Source organism: Priestia megaterium (assembly GCF_041941685.1).
GTDB classification, from domain to species: Bacteria; Bacillota; Bacilli; order Bacillales; family Bacillaceae_H; genus Priestia; species Priestia megaterium_C.
In genome coordinates, this window is sequence record NZ_CP130958.1 from 692,625 (window position 1) to 719,197 (window position 26,573).

The following is a 26,573-nucleotide window of genomic DNA, read 5'->3' on the forward strand; positions in this document are numbered from 1 at the left end:
CAACGATGCTGCAATACTCACTAAGACGTATTTTAGGGATGATTCCAATGTTGATTCTGATCTCCTTTGTTGTGTTTTCCCTGGCAAAAATGATGCCAGGGGACCCTTTGGGGGAGAAATCAACCCTAGTAATACAGATCCAAAATACATTGAGGAAATGCGTGATAAGCTAGGATATAACGATCCTATCTACGTTCAATATTGGAACTGGGTAAAGGGCGTGGCACAAGGAGATTTAGGAAAGTCAACAACTCATAAGTTACCGACATTAGATATTATTTTAGAGCGTATGCCTAATACTATCTTTTTAGCTTTGACTTCGCTTTTGATTACGTATGTGTTTGCATTTATTTTAGGTATGTATGCAGGAAGAAAACCGTATACCTTAGCAGATAACTTTATTGCAGGATATAATTACTTTGCATTAGCGGTTCCATCGTTTATCGCAGGGATCGTAGGCATTTATTTATTTTCCTTTCAGTTAGGTTGGTTTCCATTTAGCGGTTCTGTTGAAGTAGGATTGAAAGAGGGGTCATGGGAATTTATTCAAAGTAGAATTCATCACGTTATATTACCCGCGCTGATTCTTGGCTTGATGTCGACCGCGCAGTATACCCAATTTTTGCGCAATGACATTATTGAAAACAGTCGCAAAGATTTTGTACGCACAGCTAGAGCAAAAGGGACAAAAGAATCTAAAATTTATAATGTTCATATCTTACGCAACTCAATGATTCCCCTTATCACTTTTTTAGGGTTTGATCTTGTAACAATCATTAGCGGTTCTATCATTACAGAGACGATCTTTACGTATCCAGGAATCGGAAAGTTGTTTGTTGACTCTGTAGCAACTCGTGACTACTCAGTTATGATGTCGCTTACAATGTTGTTTTCAATTTTAACACTGGTTGGGAATCTAGTTGCTGATTTGTTATATGGCGTAGCGGATCCGCGTATTCGTTTGGATTAGGAGGAGAAAGTATGGAAATTGTAACGAAAAAAGATGTACAGCCAGAAGTGAATATGAAAGTTCCTAAAAACCTTTCTCCATGGGCGATTGCGCGAAAGAAGTTTGTTAAAAATAAACTAGCCATGATAAGTTTAGCTTTCATGATTGTGATTACGCTTCTTGCCATTTTTGCACCGCTGCTTACAAAAGCAGATATTACACGTATCGACTATATGGCGATGAATGCAGCGCCTTCTAGTGAGCATTGGTTTGGAACGGATACAAATGGGCGAGACGTATTTGCACGTACATTGTATGGAGGAAGAACTTCGTTACTGATTGGAGTTGCTTGTACAACACTCGTTATCTTAATAGGAACTCTTATTGGTTCGATTGCGGGTTATTACGGAGGCAAAGTGGATCAATTCTTAATGCGTTTTACAGACTTTGTATTAAACTTTCCACTAATTGTTTTCGTTGTAGTGTTAAATACAATCCTAATTGGAAAGATCTCAGGCGTTTGGACGCTCATCCTAGTTGTTAGTTTCTTAAGCTGGGGAAGTACGGCCCGGCTGGTTCGAAGCAAAGTCTTGGCTGAAAAAGAAAATGAATATGTGCTTTCAGCTGTTTCCATTGGGTGCAGCCCGTTTAAAATCATCTTTAAACATTTGCTGCCAAATGTGTTTTCAACGATTGTGGTTCAAGCCAGTTTGCAGATGGCCATCCTTATTGTGTTTGAGTCAGCAATTAGCTTCATCGGTTTTGGCGTGCCGGCTGATACGCCAAGCTGGGGGAATATGCTGACAGAAGCAAGGGAATCAGATGTGCTGCAGAATAAGCCTTGGATGTGGGTTCCGCCAGGTTTAGCTATTACATTTACGATCCTAGCTATCAATTTCATTGGTGAAGGATTAAAAGATGCTTTAAATCCAAAATCTCTTCGTTAAAAATCTATTACAAAAGTGTGATAGATTTTTTTAGGTTTGTCAGACCTCCTGACAAACCTATTACTATAGAAGAAACTCGGATTTTTTTCTGCTTATAGAGGTGGATATAGCACATAAAGCCTTTAGCAATCATTAGCACTGGCGTTATGTCTGAGCTTCGAAAGAAGTACATTTGAATAAAAGCCAAAAACGAAGGTATTTTACAATTAATTTTTAGAAAAATAACATCATTTGGAATAAAAATTCTTTTCTCTGCCTATACTGATGGATAACAAACAGATAGTAAGTGAGGGGTAAATTATGCTATATCTTCATGATGTATGGGTTAATTGGTTTGAAGGCGAAGAAAACGGTTATAATGTGTGTCATTTCCATGAGTGGAGAAAAGACGATTGTGTAGAACTGCTCGATCAAGCACCATTATTAAAAGTAAATCCGCTTTTATTTCATTACATTGAAAATGATCTTTCCGAGCTACCTCAACAACTACTACAAGATGTCTATCAGAAAGCATACATTCGGAAAAATCATGAACGCACGCAGGTTGAATATTGTTTTATCGTTACAGATGGAACGAATATTTTAGCAATTGATACGATGGGATATCATATTCCGATTCGAAAAAGCCGCTTAATTCCAAGACAAGAGCAGTTAGTCTATGAGATGATTGCGGATCAAGAAGAGCTAGAATATAAGTTCAGTGAAGACGAGCTAAATAAAAAAGAGCATCATATTCTTTCACCGTCTCCTGAAACGATGAGAGGACTAACACGTAAAGAACGTCAGCTAAAACAGCTGTTATTTATGGCACTTGATCAGCTACATACCACAAAAAATACAGCTCAAATCCGCTACTGGTACACAGAGTGGAATCCAACGAAGTACGAAGACATTCAAGAGATGTCGTTTCAAGACGTATGGAGTCAGCTATACGATGAAACGAAGTCAGGGTGGTCACCGAAACATAAATTATTATGCGAGCGCTTAGTAAAAGGACAACCTTTCTTTGAAAAACTTTGGGAAATTGAACAAGAACCAAAAGTTAATTAAAAAAAAACGACTGCATAGCAGTCGTTTTTTTTAACGTTTACGGCCAATTCCCATTGCGTTTCGCATTTTACGAAGCATTTTATTAGCCGTTGCATTTGCTTTATCGGCACCTTGATCTAAAATATCATCTAGCTCGCTAGAATCAACTAATTCATAATATCTTTCTTGAATTGGAGCGAATGCTTCAGCTACTACTTTAGCTGTGTCAGCTTTAAAGTCACCATAACCTTTGCCTTCGTACATTGCTTCAATGTCTTCGATCGATTTATTGGCTAGGATTGAATAAATACTTAGTAAGTTTGAAATACCTGGCTTATTTTCTTTATCGTAGCGAACAATACCTTCTGAATCCGTTACGGCACTTTTGATTTTCTTTTCAATTGTTTTAGCGTCATCCAAAAGCGTAATGAAAGCTTTTTGGTTTGGATCGGACTTGCTCATTTTTTTCGTAGGATCTTGAAGAGACATGACGCGTGCGCCCACTTTTGGAATACGTACTTCAGGAATAGTGAAGATATCATTGTATTTTTTGTTGAAGCGCTCAGCTAAGTCACGCGTTAATTCTAAATGCTGTTTTTGATCTTCACCAACTGGAACCAAATCGGTGTTGTATAAAAGAATATCAGCTGCCATTAATGGAGGATAAGTTAGTAATCCTGCTGATACTGCTTCTTTTCCAGCGGATTTATCTTTAAACTGAGTCATACGTTCAAGTTCACCGATATACGCTACGCACTGTAACATCCATCCCGCTTCTGTGTGGGCAGGCACTTCCGATTGAATAAATAAAGTCGATTTTGCTGGATCAATTCCTACCGCTACATACAGAGCAGCAAGGCTGCGAATGTTTTTACGAAGTGCTAAACGATCTTGAGGCGTTGTAATCGCATGCTGATCTACAATACAAAAATGACAGTTATAGTCATGTTGAAGTTCAACAAATTGCTTCATCGCTCCAATGTAGTTACCTAAAGTGATTGTACCGCTTGGTTGAATACCTGAAAAAATTGTTTTCATCAAATCTTCCTTTCATCTGCACATATATGATGCTAATTTACGAATACAACATAAAAAGGCCCATCCGCTCCTAGCATAAGCTAGGGGCGAATGGACCGCGTTGCCACCCTAATTAGCACACATAATTGTGAACTATCTTTATTCATATAACGTTGAGGTCAACGTTCAAGCTTTGCACTTGAAAGCTCCAAAGTCCATTCTGCAGGTTTCAATGTTTGTTTTCACCAGCCACAAACTCTCTAAAAATGAAAATTCTGCATACTACTCTTTTTCACAGCTTTAATTATATAGTTATTCGTTATTATAACGCGAAAAAGCAGGAATTTAAACATCTTATCGCTAAAAAGTTTTATAAGACAATTTACTGGAATTTTTCAGCGACAAAAAAAGACAAGAACCTTTTAATTAAAGCATTTCTTGATGAAAATTTGGTGTAGGATTTGGTAAAAACCTTTTATTTAGTGTTTCTAATGACTTTGTAATACTATTGTAATACCATTGTAATACCTATACTACAAAAAAGATTTTAGACGTCTGACAAGTAGGCACAATCCTTATAGGATAAGGTTTTTTCCTTCGTGACAGAAAAATACCATTAAATAATAGTATTGCAATAAATTTTTAAAATATTTATAATAGGCGTAACAAACATATTTTTTACAAAGGTATTACAATTTCTTAATTTTTCAGAAAACACAAAATAGACAATGTTTTGTTTCAATTAGCGAATTTTGTAATGAATGAGTCTTCTACATATTAAGCGCATACATTGGATTTACAGCATGTAAACAATTGATGACAGTTTCATAGAGTAGAAGAATAATTTTGCAGTGAGGTCTTTAATGCTCTACTATGTGAAAAAATAACTGATTATTGTGTATTGAAAGATGATTAAGAAATTAGTGCATATCAAAAAAATATGGTTGCCACACAAACAAAATTTAATAGGGGGTAATACGCAATGAAGAAAAGGTTGTCGATTCTTTTCAGTTTGCTGCTTGTCATGAGCTTGTTTTTAGCTGCATGCGGATTTAACAAAGAATCTGGTGGCAGTAGTAGCGGAGGCGATGATAGCGGAAAAGCTAAAAGCCAAGATCTGCGTGTAAATATCAAAACAGAACCGTTTTCTCTAAACCCAGGTTTAGCAAATGATAGTGTATCTGGTGCAGTTTTAAGACAAACTTTTGAAGGTTTAACTCGTCTAGGTAAAGATGGTAAGCCTGAAGAAGCAATGGCGAAAAAAATTGATGTAAGTGATGATGGGTTAGTTTACACATTTAAATTAAGAGATGCTAAGTGGTCAAACGGTGACCCTGTAATAGCAAAAGACTTTGAATATGCTTGGAAATGGGCTTTAGATGCTAAAAATGAATCACAATATGCTGAACAGCTTTATTACATCAAAGGTGGAGAAGCTGCTAATAAAGGTACGGGAAGTATGGATGATGTTGGTATTAAAGTAGTAGATGATAAAACTTTACAAGTAACTTTAGAACATCCGACAACTTACTTTTTAGAGTTAACAGCTTTCTATACGTACTATCCGGTTGATAGTAAAGTTGTAGAAAAAAATCCTAAATGGTATACAAATGCTGGAGATAATTACGTAACAAATGGTCCTTTTAAAATGACTCAGTGGAAGCATAACGACAAAATTGTTTTAAAACCTAGCGAAAATTATTGGGACAAAGATGCTGTAAAATTAAAAAATATTGAAATGTATATGATTAACGATAATGCTACTGAGCTTTCTATGTTTGAAAAAGGTGAACTAGATTGGGCTGGTAACCCTGCAGGACAACTTCCTCAGGATGCAATTCCACAATTAAAAGATAAAGGAAATCTTCATGTTAACGTAAAAACAGGAACATACATGTACAAGTTTAACACTGAAGATAAAGCATTAAGTAATGCTAACGTTCGAAAAGCTTTAGCTTATGCAATTAACCGTAAAGCAATTGCGGAAAATGTAACTAAAGCTGAACAAGTTCCAGCAACTGCTATGGTGCCTGCACAAGCATATGGTGAGAAGAAAAATAATTTATTTAAAGATAATGATGTAAAAAAAGCGAAAGAACTTTTAAACAAAGGTTTGAAAGAGATGGGATTGTCTAAACTTCCTCCAATTAAAATTTCTTATAACACAGACGAAGGGCATCAAAAAGTAGCACAAGCCGTTCAAGATATGTGGAAGAAAAATCTGGGTGTAGACGTCCAACTTAATAACCAAGAGTGGAACGTTTATATTGATGAATTAAATAAAGGGAATTTCCAAATTGGCCGTATGGGTTGGATAGCAGATTTCAATGATCCAATTACATTCTTAGAAATGTTCGAAGATAAAAACGGTGGAAATAATAACACGTTCTGGGAAAACCCTAAATACCAACAGTTACTTGATCAATCTCGTAAAGAGCAGGATTCTAAAAAGCGTTATGACATCTTAAAGCAAGCAGAGAAAATCCTTATGACTGACATGCCTGCAGCACCAATTTACTATTACACAGATGCTTGGGTGCAGGATGAAAACTTGAAAGATGTAGTTATGTCTTCAACTGGAGATATTCAGTTTAAATGGGCTCACTTTAAGTGAAAATAGCGAACTTTTAAGAGAAAGTATATGGGAGAAATCCCATATACTTTTCTGCTTGAATAAGTAGTGAATGTTAAATTATGGAGGTGTATATGATGGTCAAATATATAGGGAAAAGAGTAATCTATATGTTACTATCATTATTTTTAATTGTCTCAGCTACGTTTCTCTTAATGAGAGCGGCGCCAGGAGGGCCATTTTCTGGAGAGAAAAAGCTTCCGCCAGAGATTATTGCAAATCTAAACAAATTTTATGGTTTAGATCAACCCTGGTATATCCAATATGTAGATTATTTGAAATCTGTAAGTACTTGGGATTTTGGACCTTCTTTTAAATATAAAGGTCAAACAGTTAACGATTTAATAAGCAGTGGATTTCCGGTTTCATTTATGTTGGGAATGGAAGCTATTTTAATAGCACTAGCTATTGGAGTTGTTCTAGGTGTCTTCTCAGCGATGAAGCACAATAAATGGCAAGATTATGCTGCAATGGTTATTGCCGTTCTAGGCATTTCTGTACCAAGTTTTATTATGGCAACTCTTCTTCAATACACATTAGCAATGAAGTTAGACCTGTTTCCAGTGGCACGTTGGGAATCGTGGGCTCACACTGTTTTACCCGCATTAGCATTGGCTGCTACGCCTATGGCATTTATTGCACGACTTACTCGTTCAAGTATGCTTGAAGTATTGAGCAATGACTATATGAGAACGGCTAAAGCAAAAGGTTTAAGTAGAGGTGCTATCATAATAAGGCATGCAATAAGAAATGCTATGTTACCGGTAGTCTCTTATTTAGGCCCTTTAACTGCAGGGATTTTAACAGGTAGTTTCATTATTGAAAAGATTTTCGGAATTCCTGGATTAGGATTACATTTTGTTACTAGTATCACCAACCGGGACTACACAGTAATTATGGGAGTTACAGTATTTTATAGTATTTTGCTTCTAGCTTCAGTATTACTCGTAGATATTCTGTATGGTCTGATTGATCCACGCATTAAGTTAAGTGGTGGAAAGAAAGGGGCTTAATTAAATTATGCAACAGATTCCTAAAGACATGTTTGAACCAGCATCCGTAGATTTAAGTGAAGCAGAAAAGATTTCTAGACCAAGTTTATCTTTTTGGAAAGATGTGCGTTTGAGATTCAGAGAAAATAAACTGGCTATGTTTGGAGTAATCCTCCTGATATTAATTGTTTTCATGGCTATATTTGGACCCATGATGACTAAATACGATTATGCAACTAACGACTTAGTTAATGCTAACAAACCACCTTCATCAGAGCATTGGTTTGGAACAGATGATTTAGGTAGAGATGTATTTACAAGAACATGGGAAGGAGCTCGCATTTCCCTATTCATTGGTTTATCTGCAGCATTAATTGATTTATTTATCGGTGTAGTATGGGGCAGCATTTCCGGTTACCGTGGCGGACGCACGGATGAAGTAATGATGCGATTTGCAGACATCCTATACGGAGTTCCATATTTATTGCTTGTTATTCTATTAATGGTTGTATTTGATCAAGGTTTAGGAACTATGATTATAGCTATGACTCTAACTGGGTGGATTAATATGGCTCGTATTGTTCGTGGTCAAGTAATGCAGTTGAAAAACCAGGAGTACGTAATGGCTTCACAAACATTAGGTGCAAATACTAACAGAATTTTATTCAAGCATTTGATTCCTAACTCTATGGGTCAAATTTTAGTTACAATGACATTAACAATCCCTTCAGCAATCTTTACAGAAGCATTTTTAAGCTACTTGGGGCTAGGCGTTCCGGCACCGCTTGCAAGCTGGGGAACAATGGCTTCCGATGCTTTACCAGCTCTAGAGTACTATCCATGGAGATTATTCTTCCCAGCTACGTTTATTTGCTTGACTATATTAGCATTTAATGTAGTAGGTGATGGATTACGAGACGCATTAGATCCAAAACTACGTAAGTAAGGAAGTGAACTTATATGTCACGTTTATTAGAAATAAAGAATTTAGCTGTATCATTTAAAACATATGGCGGTGAAGTACAAGCCATTCGCGGCGTTAACTTCCACTTAAATAAAGGTGAAACTTTAGCAATTGTTGGTGAGTCAGGATCTGGTAAAAGTGTAACTTCACAAACGATCATGCGCCTTATTCCGATGCCTCCAGGCCGAATTAAAAGCGGTGAAATGCTGTTTGACGGCATTGATTTAGCTAAGAAAACGGATAAAGAAATGGAAGCCATCCGCGGTAAAGATATCGGTATGATTTTCCAAGATCCAATGACTTCTTTAAATCCAACGATGAAAGTTGGAGCTCAAATTGGTGAAGTCGTAATCAAGCACTCCAAAGTGTCTAAAGCAGAAGCGAAAAAACGTGCAGTCGAGTTATTAACGCTTGTAGGTATTCCTTTTCCAGAACAGCGTGTAAACCAATATCCGCATGAATTCAGCGGCGGGATGAGACAGCGTGTTGTCATTGCGATGGCTCTTGCTTCTAATCCGAAACTTCTGATCGCTGATGAACCGACAACGGCGCTTGATGTAACCATTCAAGCTCAAATTTTAGAGTTAATGAAAGACATTCAGAAAAAAACGGATACATCTGTTATTTTCATTACCCATGATCTTGGTGTAGTAGCCAATGTAGCTGATCGAGTAGCGGTTATGTATGCTGGTCAAATTGTTGAAATGGGCACTGTGGATGAAGTGTTTTATGATCCGAAACATCCGTATACGTGGGGGCTGCTAGCTTCTATGCCAAGCTTAGATAACGAGGCAGAAGAAGAGCTGGCTGCTATTCCTGGAACGCCGCCAGATTTAACGAATCCTCCAAAGGGAGATGCATTTGCAGCGCGAAATCCATACGCAATGAAAATTGATTTTGAGCAAGAGCCTCCAATGTTCAAAATATCTGATACGCACTATGCGAAAACATGGCTGTTACATCCCGATGCACCAAAAGTAGAGCCGCCTGCTTCAGTTCAGCGCCGCATGCGTAAAGTTGATAATGTATACAGTGCACCTGTACTCGCAGCGAAGGATGGTGAATAACATGACAGATAAATTATTAGAGATTAAAGGCTTAAAACAACATTTTTTCACAAGTAAAGGAACAATTAAAGCAGTTGATGGTCTGACGTTTGACATCTTCCGCGGAGAAACATTAGGGCTTGTAGGTGAATCCGGTTGCGGCAAGTCAACGACAGGCAGAACAATTATTCGTTTATACGACGCTACTAGCGGTGAGGTGCTATTTAATGGCGAAAATGTACATGGTCGCAAATCTCGCTCAGAGCTTAAAAAATTCAATCGTAAAATGCAAATGATTTTCCAAGATCCATATGCGTCGCTTAACCCTCGTATGACCGTAGCAGATATCATCGCAGAGGGCATTGACATTCACGGTTTAGCTAAGACGAAAAAGGATCGTATGGCAAAGGTTCACGAGCTTCTTGAAACAGTGGGGCTTAACAAAGAACATGCAAATCGCTATCCACATGAGTTTAGTGGCGGGCAGCGTCAGCGTATCGGTATCGCAAGAGCACTGGCAGTAGAACCTGATTTTATCATCGCAGATGAACCAATCTCAGCTTTGGACGTATCTATACAAGCTCAAGTTGTTAACTTAATGAAGAAGTTACAGCGTGAACGTGGACTAACATATTTATTTATTGCCCATGATTTGTCAATGGTAAAATACATCAGTGACCGCATCGGCGTTATGTACAGAGGTAAGATTGTAGAGCTTGCACCAAGTGATGAACTTTATCGAAACCCTGTTCATCCATATACAAAAGCGTTGCTTTCAGCTATTCCGCTTCCCGATCCTGACAGTGAAAAAACACGTCAGCGCAAAATTTATGATCAAAGTATCCATAACTATAACGGTGAAGAACCGGAGCTTAGAGAAGTATCTCCAGGTCACTACGTGTCTTGTTCTCAAGCAGAGTTTGCCACATATACAACATAACAAAAACGATCTCACAACGAGGTCGTTTTTTATGTAGTTATCAAAGAACACTAAGCTTCAAGTTGCAAAAAACATGTAAGAACAAGTAACATTAGCGCTTTACAGGTATTATACAGTAAAGGATTGAAAAATACTATTGAAAATTTTCAGAATTTTATATTTAAGACAAAATATCTATGTATAAACCTTATAACTAAAGGAATATAAGTGATTAATAATGTTTTGTGTTGAATAATAATTCAAAAAAACAAAAAGAAGGTAGAAACATGTCTACCTTCTTTTTATAAATCTGCTAAGATATCGCCGTCTTTACGATTTTTGTCAATTTTTAATACTTGATCTGCCGGCTGATAAGACGCACCATATATTTCTTTGTCTTTGTACGTATGAATTAACTCGTACGTGTTTTTCATTTTATTTAAAATGCTTTCCTCTGTTTCAGAGGTAGGAGACCAATATAGAATTTCCATCTGGTTAATTTCATTTGTAGCTAATGACCGGCGGTTATAGCCAATTGTTTGAGCATGCCTAAAGTCTGCACGTTTATAAAAATGCAGTCGTTTTGCTGAGTCTGAATCTTTATAGTCTACAGGCTCTACTTCTAAAATAATTGGTTTGTTATGCTGTTTTAACTCATCAATTAATTTACCGCCAAGCCCTTGACCTCGAGCGTCTTTTGAAACAAAGAGGTAATCAATAAAGATAAATTGGTCTGTTTCCACGTACATTAATACGTGGTGAGGTCCTTCATTTTTATGATAAATATCGCTGCGTTCTTGTAAAAGCGTTTCGATATGCTTCTTTGATTTCATTTCTTCAATGGGAAAATATTGACTTAGTTTTTCATACCAATTCATAGCACCCTCCTACTGATCTTTTCATGATGATATTCATAATAGTGTTTAAACAGCTATCTTATCTTTACCCTTTTTAGGGAAAAGTAAGCATCTATAATTGAAAATATGGAAGAATAAACGAACGATTATTCTTAATAGTTAGAAAATTATAGCGTGGTAAGAACATATAATGTAAAAAATGGTTTTTATTATATTTCGAGCGTAAGTTTATTTGTGGAAATCACAAAAAACTATCGCATTTTTTGTGATTTTTGATAAAATGAACAAAGTGAAGTTTTTTTAATATTGTATTTTATAGATGAGATAGCGGTAAAAGTGCAGGTGTGAAACTTGCAATATCAGATTTTTAGTACATATACTGCCTAGAATTATTTGGCTGAAAAATAAGTTAATACTATACAGGTAGCCGCTATCGCTATTAAATGAAATGGATATGTTAGGAGAGAGAATTATGCAAGGGAACACGCAAGAAAAAGAATTAAGCCGTGGACTTGAGGAAAGACATATTAGCTTAATGTCTTTAGGTGCAGCTATCGGAGTTGGATTGTTTTTAGGTTCTGCATCCGCTATTCGGTTAGCGGGTCCTGGTATTCTTATCATGTATGGAATCAGTGGTCTTATTATGTTTTTTATTATGAGAGCGTTAGGTGAAATGGCAGTACAAAATCCAGTAGCCGGTTCTTTTAGTAAGTATGCTAACGATTATTTAGGGCCACTTGCCGGTTATTTAACAGGCTGGAACTACTGGTTTATGTGGATTATTACATGTATGGCTGAAATTACAGCTGTTGGAGTATATATGGAGTTTTGGTTCCCAGGTGTACCTCAGTGGATATGGGCACTTGCAGCACTCGTTATCATGACAGGGGTTAACTTTTTAGCTGTAAAAGCATATGGCGAACTAGAGTTTTGGTTTTCTCTTATTAAAGTAGTAACGATTATCCTTATGATTGTGCTGGGACTAGGCATGATTATCTTTGGAATTGGAAATGGCGGTATTGCAACAGGAATCAGTAATTTATGGAGTCACGGAGGTTTTTTCCCGAATGGCATGAAGGGTGTTCTTTTATCACTTCAAATGGTTATGTTTGCTTACCTTGGTATTGAAATGATTGGGGTAACAGCAGGAGAGGTGAAAAATCCGGAAAAAACACTAACAAAAGCAATTGATAATGTACTGTGGAGAATTTTGATTTTTTACATCGGAGCTTTGTTTGTTATTATGTCTATTTATCCTTGGCCAGAGATCGGAACACAAGGAAGCCCATTTGTTTTAACATTTGATAAAGCTGGAATTCCCGCTGCAGCAGGGATTATAAACTTTGTAGTGTTAACAGCGGCTTTATCTTCTTGTAACAGTGGAATTTTTAGTACAGGCCGTATGTTATTTAATTTAGCTCAGCACGGGGAAGCACCAAAACGCTATGCCAACTTAACAAAAGGCGGCGTGCCTGGTGCAGCAGTTATTGCTTCAGCTGTTGTACTGCTACTGGGAGTTGGCTTAAACTATGTTGTTCCTGATAAAGTGTTCACCTGGGTGACAAGTATTGCTACTATTGGAGCGATTTGGACATGGGGAATTATTTTACTTTCTCAAATTCGCTTCCGCAGAGGATTAAGCGATCAGCAAGTACGTGATTTAAAATATAAGCTTCCGTTTTTTCCGTATACGTCGTATCTCGCTCTTGCTTTCTTAGCGGGAGTAGTAGTGGTGATGGGTTTTTCCTCTGATACAAGAATAGCCCTTATTGTAGGTCCGATATGGTTTGTTTTATTGGTTGTTGTCTACTATTCAAAAGGTTTTCATAAAAGATAAAAAATGAGGCTCGGACAAAAGTAGTTTCATTGAAGGAAAATCCGAACGAGTTGAATTCTTGATTAAGAATCCAACTCGTTCGGATTTTTTTATGGTGATGGTGAACATAAGTTTACTGTATGTAGGGCTTTTAGCTATTGATTGGAGGGAAAGGCGAAGACTCCTGGGGAAAAGCGAGACCCTGCGGGAGCGGAAGCAACGAGGAGGCTCACCGCCCGCCCGCGGAAAGCGAAGTCTTGCACGGAAATCAATAGCGGTGTAACAAGCGCGATCCATACGAGCTCATATATCCCATTTGTTCATCTTTAGATTGATGTAGTTATGTCCCAGCCGCATTTTTTTCCAAAAGAAAATGAAGGATTTATTATTTCACTTTTTGCTTTAGTGTGCTAATATATTATATTGTTAAACAAATGAAGAAACAAATAATTTTTACGTGTTAATAGATTAGCATCGAGCTTTCTATCTCAAAAGTTTAAGCTTTTAGAAAGAAAAAGGAGACACAGCAAATGAAAGATAAAAAATGGGGACTTTGGTTTTTAACAGCCTTTGTAGTTGGTAATATGGTAGGCGGCGGAGTATTTATGCTTCCTTCTAATTTAGCAAACGTATCAAGTCCAATCGGTTCAACACTTGCTTGGATTGCAACAGGTCTTGGCGTGTTCATGATTGCTCTTGTATTCGGGAACTTAGTGATGAGAAAGCCTGAATTAAAAGGAGGGCCTCAAAGTTATGCAGCGAATCTTTTTTCATCGCCTAAAGCAGGTAAAGTAGCAGGGTATAGCATGGCTTGGGGCTACTGGGCAGCCAACTGGGCTGCAACAGCATCTGTCATCATATCGTTTGCGGGATATTTAACAACGTTCTTTCCAGTAATGGAGAGTAAGGATATTTTATTTTCCGTCGGAGATTTTCAATTAGAAGCTGGAAAATTCATTACGTTTTTAGTATGCTCTATTGTCCTATGGGGAATTCAAGCTATTTTGCAGCGAGATATCAATAGCGCCGGTAATATTAACTTTATCACAACGGCAGCTAAAATTATTGGATTCGGTTTATTTATTGTTGTGGCGCTATCGCTATTTAGCGCATCCAACCTCGTCAGTACAGAATTTGTTAATTCAAAGGGTATAAATGTAGGATTGGGAAGTCAGGTCAATGGGGCAGCCATCGCTACGCTTTGGGCGTTTATCGGAATTGAATCGGCTGTACTGTTATCTAACCGTGCAAAATCACAAAAAGTAGTGAAGAAAGCAACGCTGCTTGGATTATTGATCTCGATGGTTATCTATGTGGGGATTACGCTTCTAGCTATGGGTATTCTTTCAACAGCTCAGCTTCAGCAGTCTCAAAAACCTTTGGTAGATACGTTAGAAATGGTGATTGGACATAAAGGTGCTTACGTAATGGCCATTTTAGCACTTATTTCTTTATTAGGTTCTACTGTTGGATGGATTGTGGTTAGTGCAGAAGTTCCTTATCAAGCAGCAAAATCAGGGTTGTTTCCACAGTGGTTTGCTAAAACGAATCAGAACAATAGTCCAGCCCGCTCACTAACATTAACAAATGGCTTAACACAGTTGTTTTTGTTTGCGACTATTTCAGGTACAGTTTCACAAGCCTATAATTTCGCTATCGTTGTAGCTACTCTCGCTTATTTAGTTCCTTATTTCGTGACGACAGTTTATCAATTAAAGCTTATTGTGACGGGTGAGACGTACGATATCATTAAAGGATCGCGCGTAAAAGACGGAATTATTGCCTCGTTAGCACTTATTTATTCACTTTGGGTGATTAAGACAGGGACAGCTGATTTAAAAACATTTTTCTTAGGTATTGGCTTATTTGTAATCGGGCTGTTACTGTATCCTATCTTAATGAGACGAGGAAAAAGCAGCACATCAGCTATTAAATAAATAAGAGGTTATCTCAAAAGCTTTGCAGAAAAGTCCGTTCTTCTGCAAGGCTTTTTTAGTGACTGAAAAATTTGAGGAATTTGTGAAAGAAAAAAATAATAAAAAAATGAAACTAATCTACAGGTTTATTCGTAATAGTAGTGTGGTAAATAAATAATGAAGAAAATCGGCAATGAAAATAATGACAGTGAAGGAACGAACTAATGTACTAGTTCACTTTAAAAAGTATATCATTCCGATGAAGTTTATAGTATAATGCAAATAGATATTATTTTTTAAAAGTAATTATAAAGTAGTATCGATTTTCATTATCAGTCATTAAATATTTACACTCGTTGAAGTTTGTATAAAACAACATGATTTACAGTTCATGTTTTAAATGTTATGACCGATTATGATAGAAGGAGTGAAGGAGTAAATGGTTACATTATATACATCACCAAGTTGTACATCTTGTCGTAAAGCGAAAGCTTGGTTAGAGGAAAATGATATTGGATATACAGAGCGTAATATCTTTTCAGAGCCGTTATCAATCGACGAGATTAAAGAAATTTTACGTATGACAGAAGATGGAACAGATGAAATCATTTCAACACGTTCGAAAACTTTCCAAAAACTAGACGTTCAGGTAGACGCTATGCCTTTGCAAGATTTGTATGAATTAATTCAGCAAAATCCCGGCTTATTGCGCCGTCCGATTATCATTGATGAAAAACGTCTACAAGTTGGTTACAATGAAGACGAGATCCGTCGTTTCTTACCACGTAAAGTGCGTACTTTCCAACTTCGCGAAGCTCAAAGACTTGTGAATGGTTAATTTTTATATTTGTCTGTTTAAGATTTAAATAAGAAACCAACCAAGTAACGTTTGCTTGAAGTTGGTATATAAAAAATAAGCAGCAGGGAGCCAAATGGCCTCTGCTGCTTATTTTTTGTCGAAATAGCAGGGAAAATGAAGTATATATGTAATTAGTAAAGAAAGAGAGTATCTAAACATATAAAAGTGGTGGTGAACGGATTGGAGCTTTTACAGCTAAAATATTTCCAAGTAGTTGCTAGACTAGAACATATCAGTAAAGCGGCCGAAGAGCTATATGTATCTCAGCCTGCGCTCAGCAAAACGATTTCACAGTTAGAAAAAGAGCTAGGCATTCGTTTGTTTGATCGAAACGGTAAATACATTAAATTAAATCGGTATGGTAAAGCATTCTGTGCCAAAGTAGAACTTGCTTTAAAAACATTGGAAGACGCAAAGCACGAGCTAAAGGATATGTCGAACGATCCATGTGAAGAAATTCGCCTTGTTGTATTAGCTAGTTCACATTTACTTCCAGAGCTATTAAGCAGGTTTCGTGAGCAATATCCTCAGGTGCGTTTTCGACTGATGCAGCACTTGACTAATAGCTATTCACAGCCTGATTTTGATTTATGTATTTCAGCTTTTCCATTAACAACCCGTCAGATCGAACATACTACTTTGCTTCGTGAATCGATTTTGCTTGCAGTGCCTCTTGATCATCCTTTAGCCAAGAAATCACGTGTAAAGTTAAATGAACTTAAAAATGAGAAATTCATTGTGCTAAAGAAAGGGAAAGAGCTAAGGAAAATAACGGATGTAATTTGTAAGGAACAGAATTTTGTACCTCAAATTACGTTTGAAAGCGATGATCCAGCCACAGTGAGAGGTTTGATTAGAGCGAAGCAAGGAATAGGTTTTATTCCTGAAGTAACTTGGGGAGGTTCTACAGGAAAAGATGTAAAACTGCTGAAAATTGAAGAGGAAACATTTGAACGTACTATCTTTTTAGCTTGGAACAATGGAGGCTACGTGACGGATTTACAACAAATCTTCAGGCAGTTTGTGATCGATTATTTTAAACATTTACCCTCCGGTATGTCTCATGAATACATATAAAAATCATGACTAAATGTCATGATTTTTATTTCTTTTTCGAATAAATCTAAAGTAAACAGTAGAGAAAAACTGCATTATGTCATTTTTGATATAAGTATATAACTAAAAATGCATAGGTTATTCAACTTTTTTCCTTTACACTATTTTTAAACTGTAAAGCAAACGCTTTCAATAACGGAGTGGGGAGGAAGTAATATGATAATCTTCGGTGTAGCGCTGCTATCTATTTGCATGTTGATAGGGGTAATTGTAGGGGACGCATTAGGAGGGCTGATGGGAGTAGAAGCCAACGTTGGGGGAGTAGGGGTATCCATGCTTCTTCTTGTACTAGCGGTGGATTATTTAAAGAAGAAAAATAAGCTCCAAGTAAAATCCGAAGAAGGTATTGCTTTTTGGGGAGGTATTTATATTCCTATCGTGGTAGCAATGTCTGCACAGCAAAATGTTGTAGCTGCTCTTGATGGAGGAGGTATGGCGCTTCTTGCAGGGGTGGTAGTAGTCGTATTAGGCTTTTTATCCATACCATTTATCAGCAGAATAGGAGAGAAAGCGAAGGTGAAAGAACAAGAAATAGAGCTTTCTATTTTACCTAAGGAGCAGATAAAATGATGAATATGATCAAAGAAGGATTAGAAAATAATGGGCTGATTACGGCATTTGCTATTATTGGGATTGTCATGTATATTGCTTATTTTTTATCAGATAAATTAACAAAAGGAAGAGTTCACGGATCTGCTATTGCTATTATGTTTGGACTAATCCTTGCTTATATCGGTGGAGTGAACACAGGAGGAGAGAAAGGAATTTCTGATATACAGTTATTTTCAGGAATTGGTTTAATGGGCGGAGGGATGCTGCGAGATTTTGCCATTATTGCTACTGCGTTCGGCGCGAATTTTAGCGAAGTCAAAAAAACGGGAATCAGCGGGATTACGGCCTTGTTTTTTGGGGTTTTCTATTCCTTTGTAATAGGTGTAATTATTGCTCTTTGTTTTGGATATAGAGATCCCGTTGCTTTGACCACAATCGGAGGAGGAGCCGTGACCTATATTGTGGGGCCGGTTTCTGGAACTGCGATTGGAGCCTCTTCTGATATTATCGCGTTAAGTATAGCTGTAGGATTAATTAAATCCATTTCAGTTATGATTTTGACACCGATATTTGCTAAGAAAATCAAATTAAACAACCCTCGTACAGCAATGATCTATGGAGGAGTTATGGGGACGACGAGCGGTGTAGCAGCTGGTTTAGCCGCGACAGATGTAAAACTTGTACCTTACGGAGCCATGACAGCTACATTTTATACAGGTCTTGGTTGCTTACTCGTACCATCTATTCTTTTTTTACTCACAGAGATTATTTTTTAAGTGTACAAAGTGTTTTATGAATAAAAGACTGCTGTGCTCATTAAACTAAAGAAAAGGCCATACTAAATAAAAATGTTTAGTATGGCCTTTTCTTTATCATTTAGTTGAACGAAAGCTATTAACAACCATGCCGCTTATCAGCACAACAGCAATTGTTATAAACGGAATAAATGTTACTAGAGATGTATGGTCTGCAAAGAATGAATGTAAGTTCTTTTCATGTCCAATCATATTTCCAGCAGTATAAGCTAAAATAGCTGCTCCCCCATAAACGAGCAGGGGAAATCGTTCCATCAAATACAAAATGAGCTTGCTTCCCCAAACAATAATGGGGACGGATACGAGTAACCCAGTGACAACCAAGATAATATTTCCATGAGCTGCGCCTGCTACAGCTATTACATTATCTAGTCCCATTACAATATCAGCAAATACAATCGTTCTTACAGCGGCGCCTAATGTCACACCTGCACGGATTGAAGATGCATCATCACCTTCTGATACAAGAAGCTTAAAGGAAATGATCACTAATAAAAAACCGCCGATGAGCTGCAAGTAAGGAATAGTTAGTAAATAAACAGCTAAAATAGTAAGTACAATGCGAACTATCACAGCTAAGCCAGTCCCTAAAAAAATAGCTTTACTTCGCTGATATTCAGGTAAGTTACGGCTTGCTAAGGCAATAACAATAGCGTTGTCTCCACCTAATACAATATCGATACCGATAATAAGAAGAATGGAGGTTATTAATTCTAAATCCAATAGTCTTCCCTCCCAATATGTAAGGATAAGTAGCTCATATTGCTTTATCTGTGTTCATTTTTAACAAAAAGCGTTCATAGGGTAAAGAGATTATGTATATAACAAAGTAAGGTGTAAGGTGGCTATGAGTTGTCAGAGTATTTTTTATTTCCTTTCTTACGCATTTTGTCATAAAATAGATATACAAGGTTCACTCAAATAGTGTATGCTTGTATATCCCAAGTTAGAATGCTTTACAAAGTGAGAAAGTACATGTAATATTGCTTTAACACGGGGGTAAAATAGTCCCTTCATCGTTTAGGGGTAATGTTCGAAATGGCCGGATTACCTTCACTGATTTTTCCGAAGGGAGAGATGATAATGGAAATCGAACGCATTAATGAAAACACAGTAAAATTCTTTGTCACTTACGTAGATATTGAAGAACGTGGATTTGATCGCAATGAAATTTGGTTTAGCCGAGAGCGCAGTGAAGAGCTATTCTGGGAGATGATGGACGAAATTCATCAAGAAGAAGAGTTTGTAGCAGAAGGTCCTCTTTGGATTCAAGTACATGCGCTTGAGAAAGGGCTAGAGGTTATTGTAACAAGAGCACAAGTTTCAAAAGACGGTCAAAAGTTCGAAGTACCTGTTGGTGAAAATGATAAAATCGATATCCCTGTAGATGGAAAAATTGAAGCGTTGCTTGATCATCAAGCGAATCAAAATAAAAAAGCTGATTTTGAAGAAGAAATTATAGAAGACGAAGGGCTACAGTTCGTCGCACGCTTTCAAGACTTAGAACATTTAATTTCCTTAAGTCACCATTTAGAGTTAGATGATATCATCAACAGCATGTACGTGTTTGAAGGAAAATATTATTTATACGTTGAGTTTACAGATGATGAAGACTTTGTAGCTGAAATTGATAACATTTTAAGTATCATTTTAGAATATGCAAATGAATCAAATGTAACAGTTCATCGTTTAATGGAATATGGAAAAGAATTAATCAGTGAAAATGCACTTGAACAAGTAAAGCAGTATTTTCCTTTACGATAATAGCAGCCGATTTCATGTATATGAAATCGGTCTTTGTTTTGCCCTCTTTTTTGGAAATGCCCTCCGCTCATATCGAACAATATAGGTGGAAAAAGCAGGCGGCTGCTTCCTACACGGGAAAGTGTAGTGTTAAAATAACAAGTTTGAGAATAATAACGGTATAGAGACCTGTTATTAATGATGAAAGATTGGTTTTAGGATAGGTGAAAACAAGTTGAAAAATAGATTACAGCTTTTAATTTTTGTTATTGGTATTATTGCTTTGCTTTATTTTACAAAAGGGTATTGGGACGGTAAATTTATTGGCGTGCTAAGTATCTTAATTACGATTAGTGTTGTTTTCATCGGTCTTGTTATTTCATTAGAAAACCGTCATCCAACTCAAACGCTAACGTGGCTCGTAGTATTAGGCGGTTTCCCGGTAATAGGGTTCTTTTTTTATTTGTTATTTGGGCGCAATACGCGAAAACGGCGTTTATTTGCTAAAAAAGCAAAGCTGGATGAACAGGTGCTTTTAAAGATGGAAAGAGATTCGGGTATATTAGAAAATCACTTTGAACAGTTGGGCACCAGTAGAAAGCAAATGCTGAAGCTAGCCGTCAGGCTTGGCAAGAGTCCAATTTCTTTTTCATCAGATACGCGCGCATTGACGAATGGAAAAGAGACGTTTCACGAAATTATGGAATCATTAAAGCATGCAAGGCATCATATCCACTTAGAGTATTACATCGTACGACATGATCACTTAGGAGAACAAATTAAAGATATTTTAATTCAGAAGGTACAAGAAGGAGTTTATGTACGTTTCTTGTATGATGCCGTGGGCAGTTTTCAGCTTTCACCACATTATATTCACGAGTTAAGAAACGCGGGCGTAGAAATGATTCCGTTCTTGCCGGTCAGACTTCCATTTCTCAATAATAAAATCAACTTCCGTAATCATCGTAAAATTGTAGTCATTGATGGAACAATTGGATTTGTAGGAGGTTTGAACATTGGTGATGAATATCTCGGGAAAAGTCGGCATTTTGGCTTTTGGAGAGATACCCATTTGATGGTGAAGGGTGAGGCAGTCCGTTCATTGCAGCTTATTTTCTTGCAAGACTGGTATTATATGACAGGTCAGACGATGCTTACTCAAACGTATCTATCGCCGGATTTAATTGACATTGATATGGAAAAGTGCGGCGGTGTTCAAATGATTGCTGGCGGACCAGACCGTGAGTGGGAAATTATCAAACACTTATTTTTTTCGATGATTACGTCTGCGAAAGAGTCCATTTGGATTGCTTCTCCTTACTTCATACCTGATGAAGATATTTTTACTTCCCTCAAAGTAGCTGCTCTAAGCGGTATAGATGTAAGGCTTCTTGTACCTCAGAAGCCCGATAAAAAAATTGTTTTTCATGCATCACGCTCTTATTTTCCGGAGCTGCTAGAAGCAGGTGTGAAAATTTACGAGTATAAAAAAGGATTTATGCATAGCAAGATTGTGATTGTTGATAGAGAAATTGCCTCTATTGGAACAGCTAACATGGACATGAGAAGCTTTCATTTGAATTTTGAAGTAAATGCTTTTTTATATCGCACAGCTAGTACTCAAAAGCTCGTATATGAATATATGCAAGATTTAGAAGAAACGAGTGAGCTTCACTTTAAAGACTTTGAAAAGCGGCCATTTATACAGCGGCTATTTGAATCAACAGCCCGTTTGCTTTCACCGCTATTATAATCGCTGTAAACCACATTGCGTATGCTGTAATGTGGTTTTTTTCTGAAAGAAAAGGGTTTAGTAGAAAGGTGTCGAATACAAGGATATAGCTTGCTACTATAGGAAGGAGAAATGTACGATTGTTAGTTGCCCAAACAGAAGAAGGCCTCATTTCACTAGCTCAGCGCTTTTCGCTTGAACAGCTTAAGCTGTGGAAAAAAGAAAAGCAGTTCTACTGTCCCTCTTGTCAATCCCCTGTACAGTTAAAGGTAGGTACAAAAAAAATCCCTCATTTTGCTCACCTGAAAAAAACGTGCGTCGCTCAGCATGAAGGTGAAACAGATTATCATCTCGACGGAAAACGAAAGCTGTTTCACTGGTTTAGTTCTCATCTTGAAGTCGAGTTAGAAAGTTATCTTCCTGACATCATGCAGCGTCCAGATCTTCTTGTAGATACGCCCTCGCAAAAATATGCAATCGAATTTCAATGTGCTTCCTTATCTTCCTCAGTGCTAACCAAACGTTCTATTCATTATGAGAAAGGAAATTATATGCCCCTTTGGATTATGGGGGCAAAAAGAATGAAGCGCTTATCCACTTATATGTATCAACTTTCTTTTCAAGAGTGGCAGTTTCTTACTCTTTCCGATTATACGCCCACACTTCTTTATTTTTCACCTTCTACTAATCAACTGTTGAAACTTGAACATCTTATTCCTTTTTCATCTCAGATTTGTTATGCACAGCTTGTCGTGCTCTCTCCTCACGAGCATACCTTTCATGATCTTTTTTCTACACATACACAACCTCAATTTTTCTCTTCATGGATAAAGAAAAAGAAGGCATGGAGAACGCATTATATCCTCTATCCTAATCAGAAGCTTCAGCCTTTTTTACACGCTCTTTATGAAAATAATATTCCTCCCTCTCATATTCCAGCAGAAGCAGGCATGCCGCTGCCTTCTTTATACATGGTTGAAACGTCTGCTACTATATGGCAAACGTGGCTGCTTCTTGATTTAATGCAGCAGAAGCAAGTAGGGGATTTAGTTACAGAAAAAGAGTTATGCCGGCTATGGCTCTACAGAATTCATAAAAGGCATATTGTATTTCGGTCTTTGCCCATGGCCCCTGTTGCTGTGGAACAGCCCCTGTTTGAGTATATAGAGGTATTATGCCGGCTAGGGATGCTAACGTATATAACTTCTGGGGTATACAAAATCAGAAGGCCCTACACGATTCCAAAGCAAACATCTGATGCTTTTTTAGAAGATGGACAAATGATGAAAAGGTGGTTAAATCAAGCAAAAGAAGTGACATAATCACTGAAAATCAGTACGCTTAAGAAAGAATCCTTTTTTCAAAAGCGTACTGACTTTTGATTAATTCTTTTAAAACAACATACAATAACGAAAGAAATAAAAAGGATTCGCCTTAGAAAAAGCGAAAAGTTATAGACAAGTAGAAAAAGATGGAGGGATGACCATGAGTGAACAATCAAAAGTAAAAAAGTTACCAAGTAGAAGCGAGATAAAAGTAGAAGATACGTGGAAACTAGAGGATATTTTTGCTTCAGATGACGCATGGGAAAAAGAATTTGAAGAAGTAAAAGCTCTTATTCCGCAAATGGAAAAATTCAAAGGGAAACTTGGAGAGTCCGCTCAAACTTTATACGACGCTCTTCAAGAGCAAGACGAGCTCACAATGCGCGTTAGTAAACTTTATACATATGCTCATATGCGCTACGATCAAGATACCACTAACTCTTTTTATCAAGGGTTAAATGATCGTATCAAAACACTTTATACCCAAATTGCAAGTGCATTATCGTATGTAACACCAGAAATTTTGTCTATTGAAGAATCAAAAATTAAACAATACATGGCGGAACATAAAGAGCTAAAGTTATATGCTCATGCATTAGATGAAATTACTCGCGAGCGTCCGCACATTTTATCAGAAAGCGAAGAAGCGCTTCTTGCTCAGGCTTCTGAAGTGCTAGGATCTTCAAGCAACACGTTTGGAATGTTAAACAATGCAGATTTAGAATTTCCTTCCATTAAAGATGAAAATGGAGAAGAAGTAGAAATTACGCACGGCCGCTATATTCGTTTCCTAGAAAGCAGCGATCGCCGCGTACGAGAAGAAGCGTTTAAAGCGGTGTACGAAACGTACGGTAAATTTAAAAATACGTTTGCAAGTACGTTAAGCGGCACGGTGAAGAAAGATAATTTTAGCGCCCGCGTTCGTCACTATAATTCAGCTCGTCACTCAGCTCTTAGCACAAATAACATTCCAGAAGAAGTATACGATAACTTAGTTAAAACAGTGAACGATAATTTGCATTTATTGCATCGATATATTGATTTACGTAAGAAAGTATTGGGAATTGAAGAGCTTCATATGTATGATCTCTATACGCCTTTAGTAAAAGACGTAAAAATGGAAGTAACCTATGAAGAAGCAAAAGATTATATTTTAAAAGGCCTGAAACCACTAGGTGAAGACTACCTTAACGTGTTAAAAGAAGGATTTGAAAACCGTTGGGTAGACGTTCATGAGAACAAAGGCAAGCGAAGCGGTGCTTATTCTTCAGGAACGTACGGCACCAATCCTTATATCTTAATGAACTGGCAGGATAATGTAAATAACTTGTTTACACTAGCCCATGAATTTGGCCATTCTGTACACAGTTATTACACAAGAAAAACGCAGCCATATCCTTACGGAGATTATTCAATCTTTGTGGCAGAAGTAGCTTCAACGTGTAATGAAGCGCTTCTAAACGATTATTTACTAAAAACGATTGATGATGAAAAGCAGCGCTTGTACTTACTTAACCATTATCTGGAAGGATTCCGCGGTACGGTATTCCGTCAAACGATGTTTGCTGAATTTGAGCACGATGTGCACGTGCGTGCTCAAAACGGAGAGCCGCTTACACCTGAATTATTAACAAAATTATATTACGACTTAAATAAAAAGTATTTTGGAGACAACTTAGTAATTGACGAAGAGATTGGATTAGAATGGGCTCGTATTCCGCATTTCTACTACAATTACTACGTTTATCAATATGCTACAGGGTTCAGTGCAGCAGCGGCATTAAGCAAGCAAATCCTTGAAGAAGGAGATGCAGCTGTTGAGCGATATGTAGGTTTCTTAAAGTCAGGAAGCTCTGATTATCCAATTGAAGTGTTGAAAAAAGCAGGAGTAGACATGACAACATCTCAGCCTATTGAAGAAGCGCTAGCCGTATTTGAAGAGAAATTAACGGAAATGGAACGTTTATTAAATCAATAAAATTAAAATGAAGCAGGAGCTGTATCCTGCTTCATTTTTTAAATCCTCGAAATTTGTTGTGATTGTTAAGCAATGTAAAAATAATAAGGATAGCTAAAAATAAGAGAGGGCCTGCGATAATGAGAGGAACAAGCTGCATAAGAGATAAAATATAGAATAAAAAAGAAACCAAAAGAATAACAACCCCTAGAGTAATTCCAGCAATTTTCATAGTTAACACCTCTATTAAAAGCATAATTGGTTGTACTATATGAGTGAATCTGGCTGTTTATGAAGTTTTTTTATAAAAAAGTGAATAAAATTGAAAAAAGGGGTTGCCAAAAGTCGACATAATTTGCTATAGTATTAATCGTGAAGTTTATCACAAAACAAACATATACCCCTTTGTTTGACCGTGAAAAATTTCTCCCATCCCCTTGTTGTCTTAAGACAAACGAAAAGACTTGGCGAAAGCCAAGTCTTTTTTGTTTAGTTGATGCTTAGGATAAGCATCAACATTTAATGATTAACAGCTCTTTTCAGTACTTCTCCAAAAGGTGCCGTATTTGACAGGAACTCTCTCAACCACTTGCTGAAGCTGAAGTTTTTTCAATTCTTTTTCAGCCTCTTCTAATGATAAACCATACACAACTGCAACTTCTTTTGAAGCAACAAATTGAAAATAGCTTAAAAATGAACGAAGAGGCGGAAGACAAGCTGGATCTGGGTCAATTTCTAACATCTCTTTAATGATGTGTACATATGTTTCGTACGAATAGTATCCTGATATCTTAATGCCTTCTTCTTCAACTTTTTCGTTGAAGAACACAAGAGTTGGAATCTCATCGACATCCATTTCCGACGTGATTTTTAAATCACATTGAAAGGCCTTCGCAGCGTAATCTGAATGCAAATCTTTTACAAATTCATTAACATCTAGCCCCACATGTTTTGCACATTGTATTAAGACAGATTCTTCCGTAACATTTTGTTTTTCTAAAAATACTACTTCTTGAAGTCTTCTCAAAAAGCGAATGCCCTGTTTCTTTCCTTGCAGACCGGCCGCTTTAATCGCAATTGATGCAGCGTAAGGAGTATCGATTGGGTTTTCAAGCCACAGATTGCCGTCACATGACATACCGGAGCGGCTTCCAGTTTTCTCCCACGATTTTGCAATATGTTCAAATTTCTGCTGTGCTCCAATATTTAATTGCTGTAAGTTTCCGCCAAGCACATGCTTGAGGGATAACAGCTGACCATATTCTATTTGTAACTTCTTTAGAATAGGCTCGAGTGCCCAGCATTCCGGGCAAAGAGGGTCAACAAATACATAGATTTCAAGCGGTTTTTTATTTGAACCTTGACAAAGCTGATGCAAGGATGGGTATTG

The 26,573-nt window shown here is 37.2% G+C and carries 23 protein-coding genes, 1 pseudogene and 1 other annotated feature; of the genes and pseudogenes, 19 read left to right on the forward strand and 5 right to left on the reverse strand.

The window, feature by feature from the left end:
* Positions 1 to 5: 5 nt before the first annotated feature.
* The 3 genes and pseudogenes from opp4B to Q5794_RS03750 all read left to right on the forward strand — a co-directional run bounded on the left by opp4B (position 6) and on the right by Q5794_RS03750 (position 2,946).
* A pseudogene (opp4B, locus tag Q5794_RS03740) lies at positions 6 to 970 on the forward strand (oligopeptide ABC transporter permease).
* 11 nt (positions 971 to 981) lie between these two features.
* Entirely contained in the window at positions 982 to 1,896 is a 915-nt protein-coding gene (opp4C, locus tag Q5794_RS03745) for an oligopeptide ABC transporter permease (RefSeq protein WP_192996580.1), read from the forward strand.
* Between the two features lie 300 nt (positions 1,897 to 2,196).
* Positions 2,197 to 2,946, forward strand: coding sequence for a YjbA family protein (locus Q5794_RS03750; protein ID WP_050689374.1), 750 nt, complete (start codon positions 2,197 to 2,199; stop codon positions 2,944 to 2,946).
* A gap of 30 nt (positions 2,947 to 2,976) precedes the next feature.
* Here the strand turns inward: Q5794_RS03750 and trpS are convergent, their stop codons facing one another.
* A complete protein-coding gene (gene trpS / locus Q5794_RS03755; protein ID WP_214984727.1) occupies positions 2,977 to 3,966 on the reverse strand; it encodes a tryptophan--tRNA ligase in 990 nt (329 codons plus the stop codon).
* Between the two features lie 76 nt (positions 3,967 to 4,042).
* Positions 4,043 to 4,247: a binding site (T-box leader), on the reverse strand.
* 677 nt (positions 4,248 to 4,924) lie between these two features.
* Between trpS and Q5794_RS03760 the strand changes: the two genes are divergently transcribed.
* The 5 genes from Q5794_RS03760 to Q5794_RS03780 all read left to right on the forward strand — a co-directional run bounded on the left by Q5794_RS03760 (position 4,925) and on the right by Q5794_RS03780 (position 10,516).
* Positions 4,925 to 6,556: an ABC transporter substrate-binding protein gene (locus tag Q5794_RS03760; protein WP_374988692.1), complete on the forward strand. Its 1,632-nt coding sequence runs from the start codon at positions 4,925 to 4,927 to the stop codon at positions 6,554 to 6,556.
* Between the two features lie 95 nt (positions 6,557 to 6,651).
* A complete protein-coding gene (locus Q5794_RS03765; RefSeq protein WP_098620791.1) occupies positions 6,652 to 7,587 on the forward strand; it encodes an ABC transporter permease in 936 nt (311 codons plus the stop codon).
* 7 nt (positions 7,588 to 7,594) lie between these two features.
* Positions 7,595 to 8,512 (forward strand): ABC transporter permease, encoded by a 918-nt coding sequence (locus Q5794_RS03770; protein WP_057241320.1) that lies wholly within the window; start codon positions 7,595 to 7,597, stop codon positions 8,510 to 8,512.
* A gap of 14 nt (positions 8,513 to 8,526) precedes the next feature.
* Positions 8,527 to 9,597, forward strand: coding sequence for an ABC transporter ATP-binding protein (locus Q5794_RS03775; RefSeq protein WP_374988693.1), 1,071 nt, complete (start codon positions 8,527 to 8,529; stop codon positions 9,595 to 9,597).
* Position 9,598: 1 nt separating this feature from the next.
* Positions 9,599 to 10,516, forward strand: a complete 918-nt coding sequence (locus Q5794_RS03780; protein WP_374988694.1) for an ABC transporter ATP-binding protein — start codon at positions 9,599 to 9,601, stop codon at positions 10,514 to 10,516.
* A 281-nt stretch (positions 10,517 to 10,797) separates the two neighbouring features.
* Here the strand turns inward: Q5794_RS03780 and Q5794_RS03785 are convergent, their stop codons facing one another.
* Positions 10,798 to 11,373, reverse strand: coding sequence for an N-acetyltransferase (locus Q5794_RS03785; RefSeq protein WP_192996585.1), 576 nt, complete (start codon positions 11,371 to 11,373; stop codon positions 10,798 to 10,800).
* Between the two features lie 451 nt (positions 11,374 to 11,824).
* On the opposite strand from Q5794_RS03785, the gene Q5794_RS03790 reads away from it, so the two are divergent.
* From Q5794_RS03790 to madM, 7 genes are all read left to right on the forward strand, one after another.
* A complete protein-coding gene (locus Q5794_RS03790; protein WP_192996586.1) occupies positions 11,825 to 13,189 on the forward strand; it encodes an amino acid permease in 1,365 nt (454 codons plus the stop codon).
* Between the two features lie 58 nt (positions 13,190 to 13,247).
* Entirely contained in the window at positions 13,248 to 13,451 is a 204-nt protein-coding gene (locus Q5794_RS03795; RefSeq protein WP_214985639.1) for a hypothetical protein, read from the forward strand.
* Positions 13,452 to 13,698: 247 nt separating this feature from the next.
* Entirely contained in the window at positions 13,699 to 15,105 is a 1,407-nt protein-coding gene (locus Q5794_RS03800; RefSeq protein ID WP_192996587.1) for an amino acid permease, read from the forward strand.
* Positions 15,106 to 15,523: 418 nt separating this feature from the next.
* Positions 15,524 to 15,922, forward strand: a complete 399-nt coding sequence (spxA, locus tag Q5794_RS03805) for a transcriptional regulator SpxA (protein WP_013055422.1) — start codon at positions 15,524 to 15,526, stop codon at positions 15,920 to 15,922.
* Between the two features lie 201 nt (positions 15,923 to 16,123).
* A complete protein-coding gene (locus Q5794_RS03810; protein WP_192996588.1) occupies positions 16,124 to 17,020 on the forward strand; it encodes a LysR family transcriptional regulator in 897 nt (298 codons plus the stop codon).
* 195 nt (positions 17,021 to 17,215) lie between these two features.
* A complete protein-coding gene (madL, locus tag Q5794_RS03815) occupies positions 17,216 to 17,629 on the forward strand; it encodes a malonate transporter subunit MadL (protein WP_192996589.1) in 414 nt (137 codons plus the stop codon).
* Positions 17,626 to 18,387, forward strand: coding sequence for a malonate transporter subunit MadM (gene madM / locus Q5794_RS03820; RefSeq protein ID WP_029324768.1), 762 nt, complete (start codon positions 17,626 to 17,628; stop codon positions 18,385 to 18,387). The genes madL and madM overlap by 4 nt, the downstream gene beginning before the upstream one ends.
* A 96-nt stretch (positions 18,388 to 18,483) precedes the next feature.
* Here the strand turns inward: madM and Q5794_RS03825 are convergent, their stop codons facing one another.
* On the reverse strand, positions 18,484 to 19,149 hold the full coding sequence (locus tag Q5794_RS03825; RefSeq protein ID WP_374988695.1) for a TerC family protein: 666 nt from the start codon (positions 19,147 to 19,149) through the stop codon (positions 18,484 to 18,486).
* 360 nt (positions 19,150 to 19,509) lie between these two features.
* Between Q5794_RS03825 and mecA the strand changes: the two genes are divergently transcribed.
* The 4 genes from mecA to pepF all read left to right on the forward strand — a co-directional run bounded on the left by mecA (position 19,510) and on the right by pepF (position 25,204).
* Positions 19,510 to 20,190, forward strand: coding sequence for an adaptor protein MecA (mecA, locus tag Q5794_RS03830; protein ID WP_013055427.1), 681 nt, complete (start codon positions 19,510 to 19,512; stop codon positions 20,188 to 20,190).
* Between the two features lie 214 nt (positions 20,191 to 20,404).
* The gene (gene cls, locus Q5794_RS03835; protein ID WP_013081764.1) at positions 20,405 to 21,922 is read left to right on the forward strand and encodes a cardiolipin synthase; all 1,518 of its coding nucleotides are present in this window, start codon (positions 20,405 to 20,407) and stop codon (positions 21,920 to 21,922) included.
* A 119-nt stretch (positions 21,923 to 22,041) separates the two neighbouring features.
* Positions 22,042 to 23,223, forward strand: a complete 1,182-nt coding sequence (locus Q5794_RS03840; protein ID WP_214984737.1) for a competence protein CoiA — start codon at positions 22,042 to 22,044, stop codon at positions 23,221 to 23,223.
* A gap of 163 nt (positions 23,224 to 23,386) precedes the next feature.
* Positions 23,387 to 25,204, forward strand: a complete 1,818-nt coding sequence (gene pepF / locus Q5794_RS03845) for an oligoendopeptidase F (protein WP_028407481.1) — start codon at positions 23,387 to 23,389, stop codon at positions 25,202 to 25,204.
* A gap of 31 nt (positions 25,205 to 25,235) precedes the next feature.
* Here pepF and Q5794_RS03850 read toward each other — a convergent pair whose 3' ends face one another.
* Together Q5794_RS03850 and Q5794_RS03855 are read right to left on the reverse strand one after the other, a co-directional pair.
* A complete protein-coding gene (locus Q5794_RS03850) occupies positions 25,236 to 25,415 on the reverse strand; it encodes a hypothetical protein (protein WP_013055431.1) in 180 nt (59 codons plus the stop codon).
* A gap of 294 nt (positions 25,416 to 25,709) precedes the next feature.
* Positions 25,710 to 26,561 carry a ClpXP adapter SpxH family protein gene (locus Q5794_RS03855; RefSeq protein WP_013055432.1) on the reverse strand — a complete coding sequence of 284 codons (852 nt, stop codon included), beginning with the start codon at positions 26,559 to 26,561 and terminating at the stop codon, positions 25,710 to 25,712.
* Positions 26,562 to 26,573 lie beyond the last annotated feature (12 nt).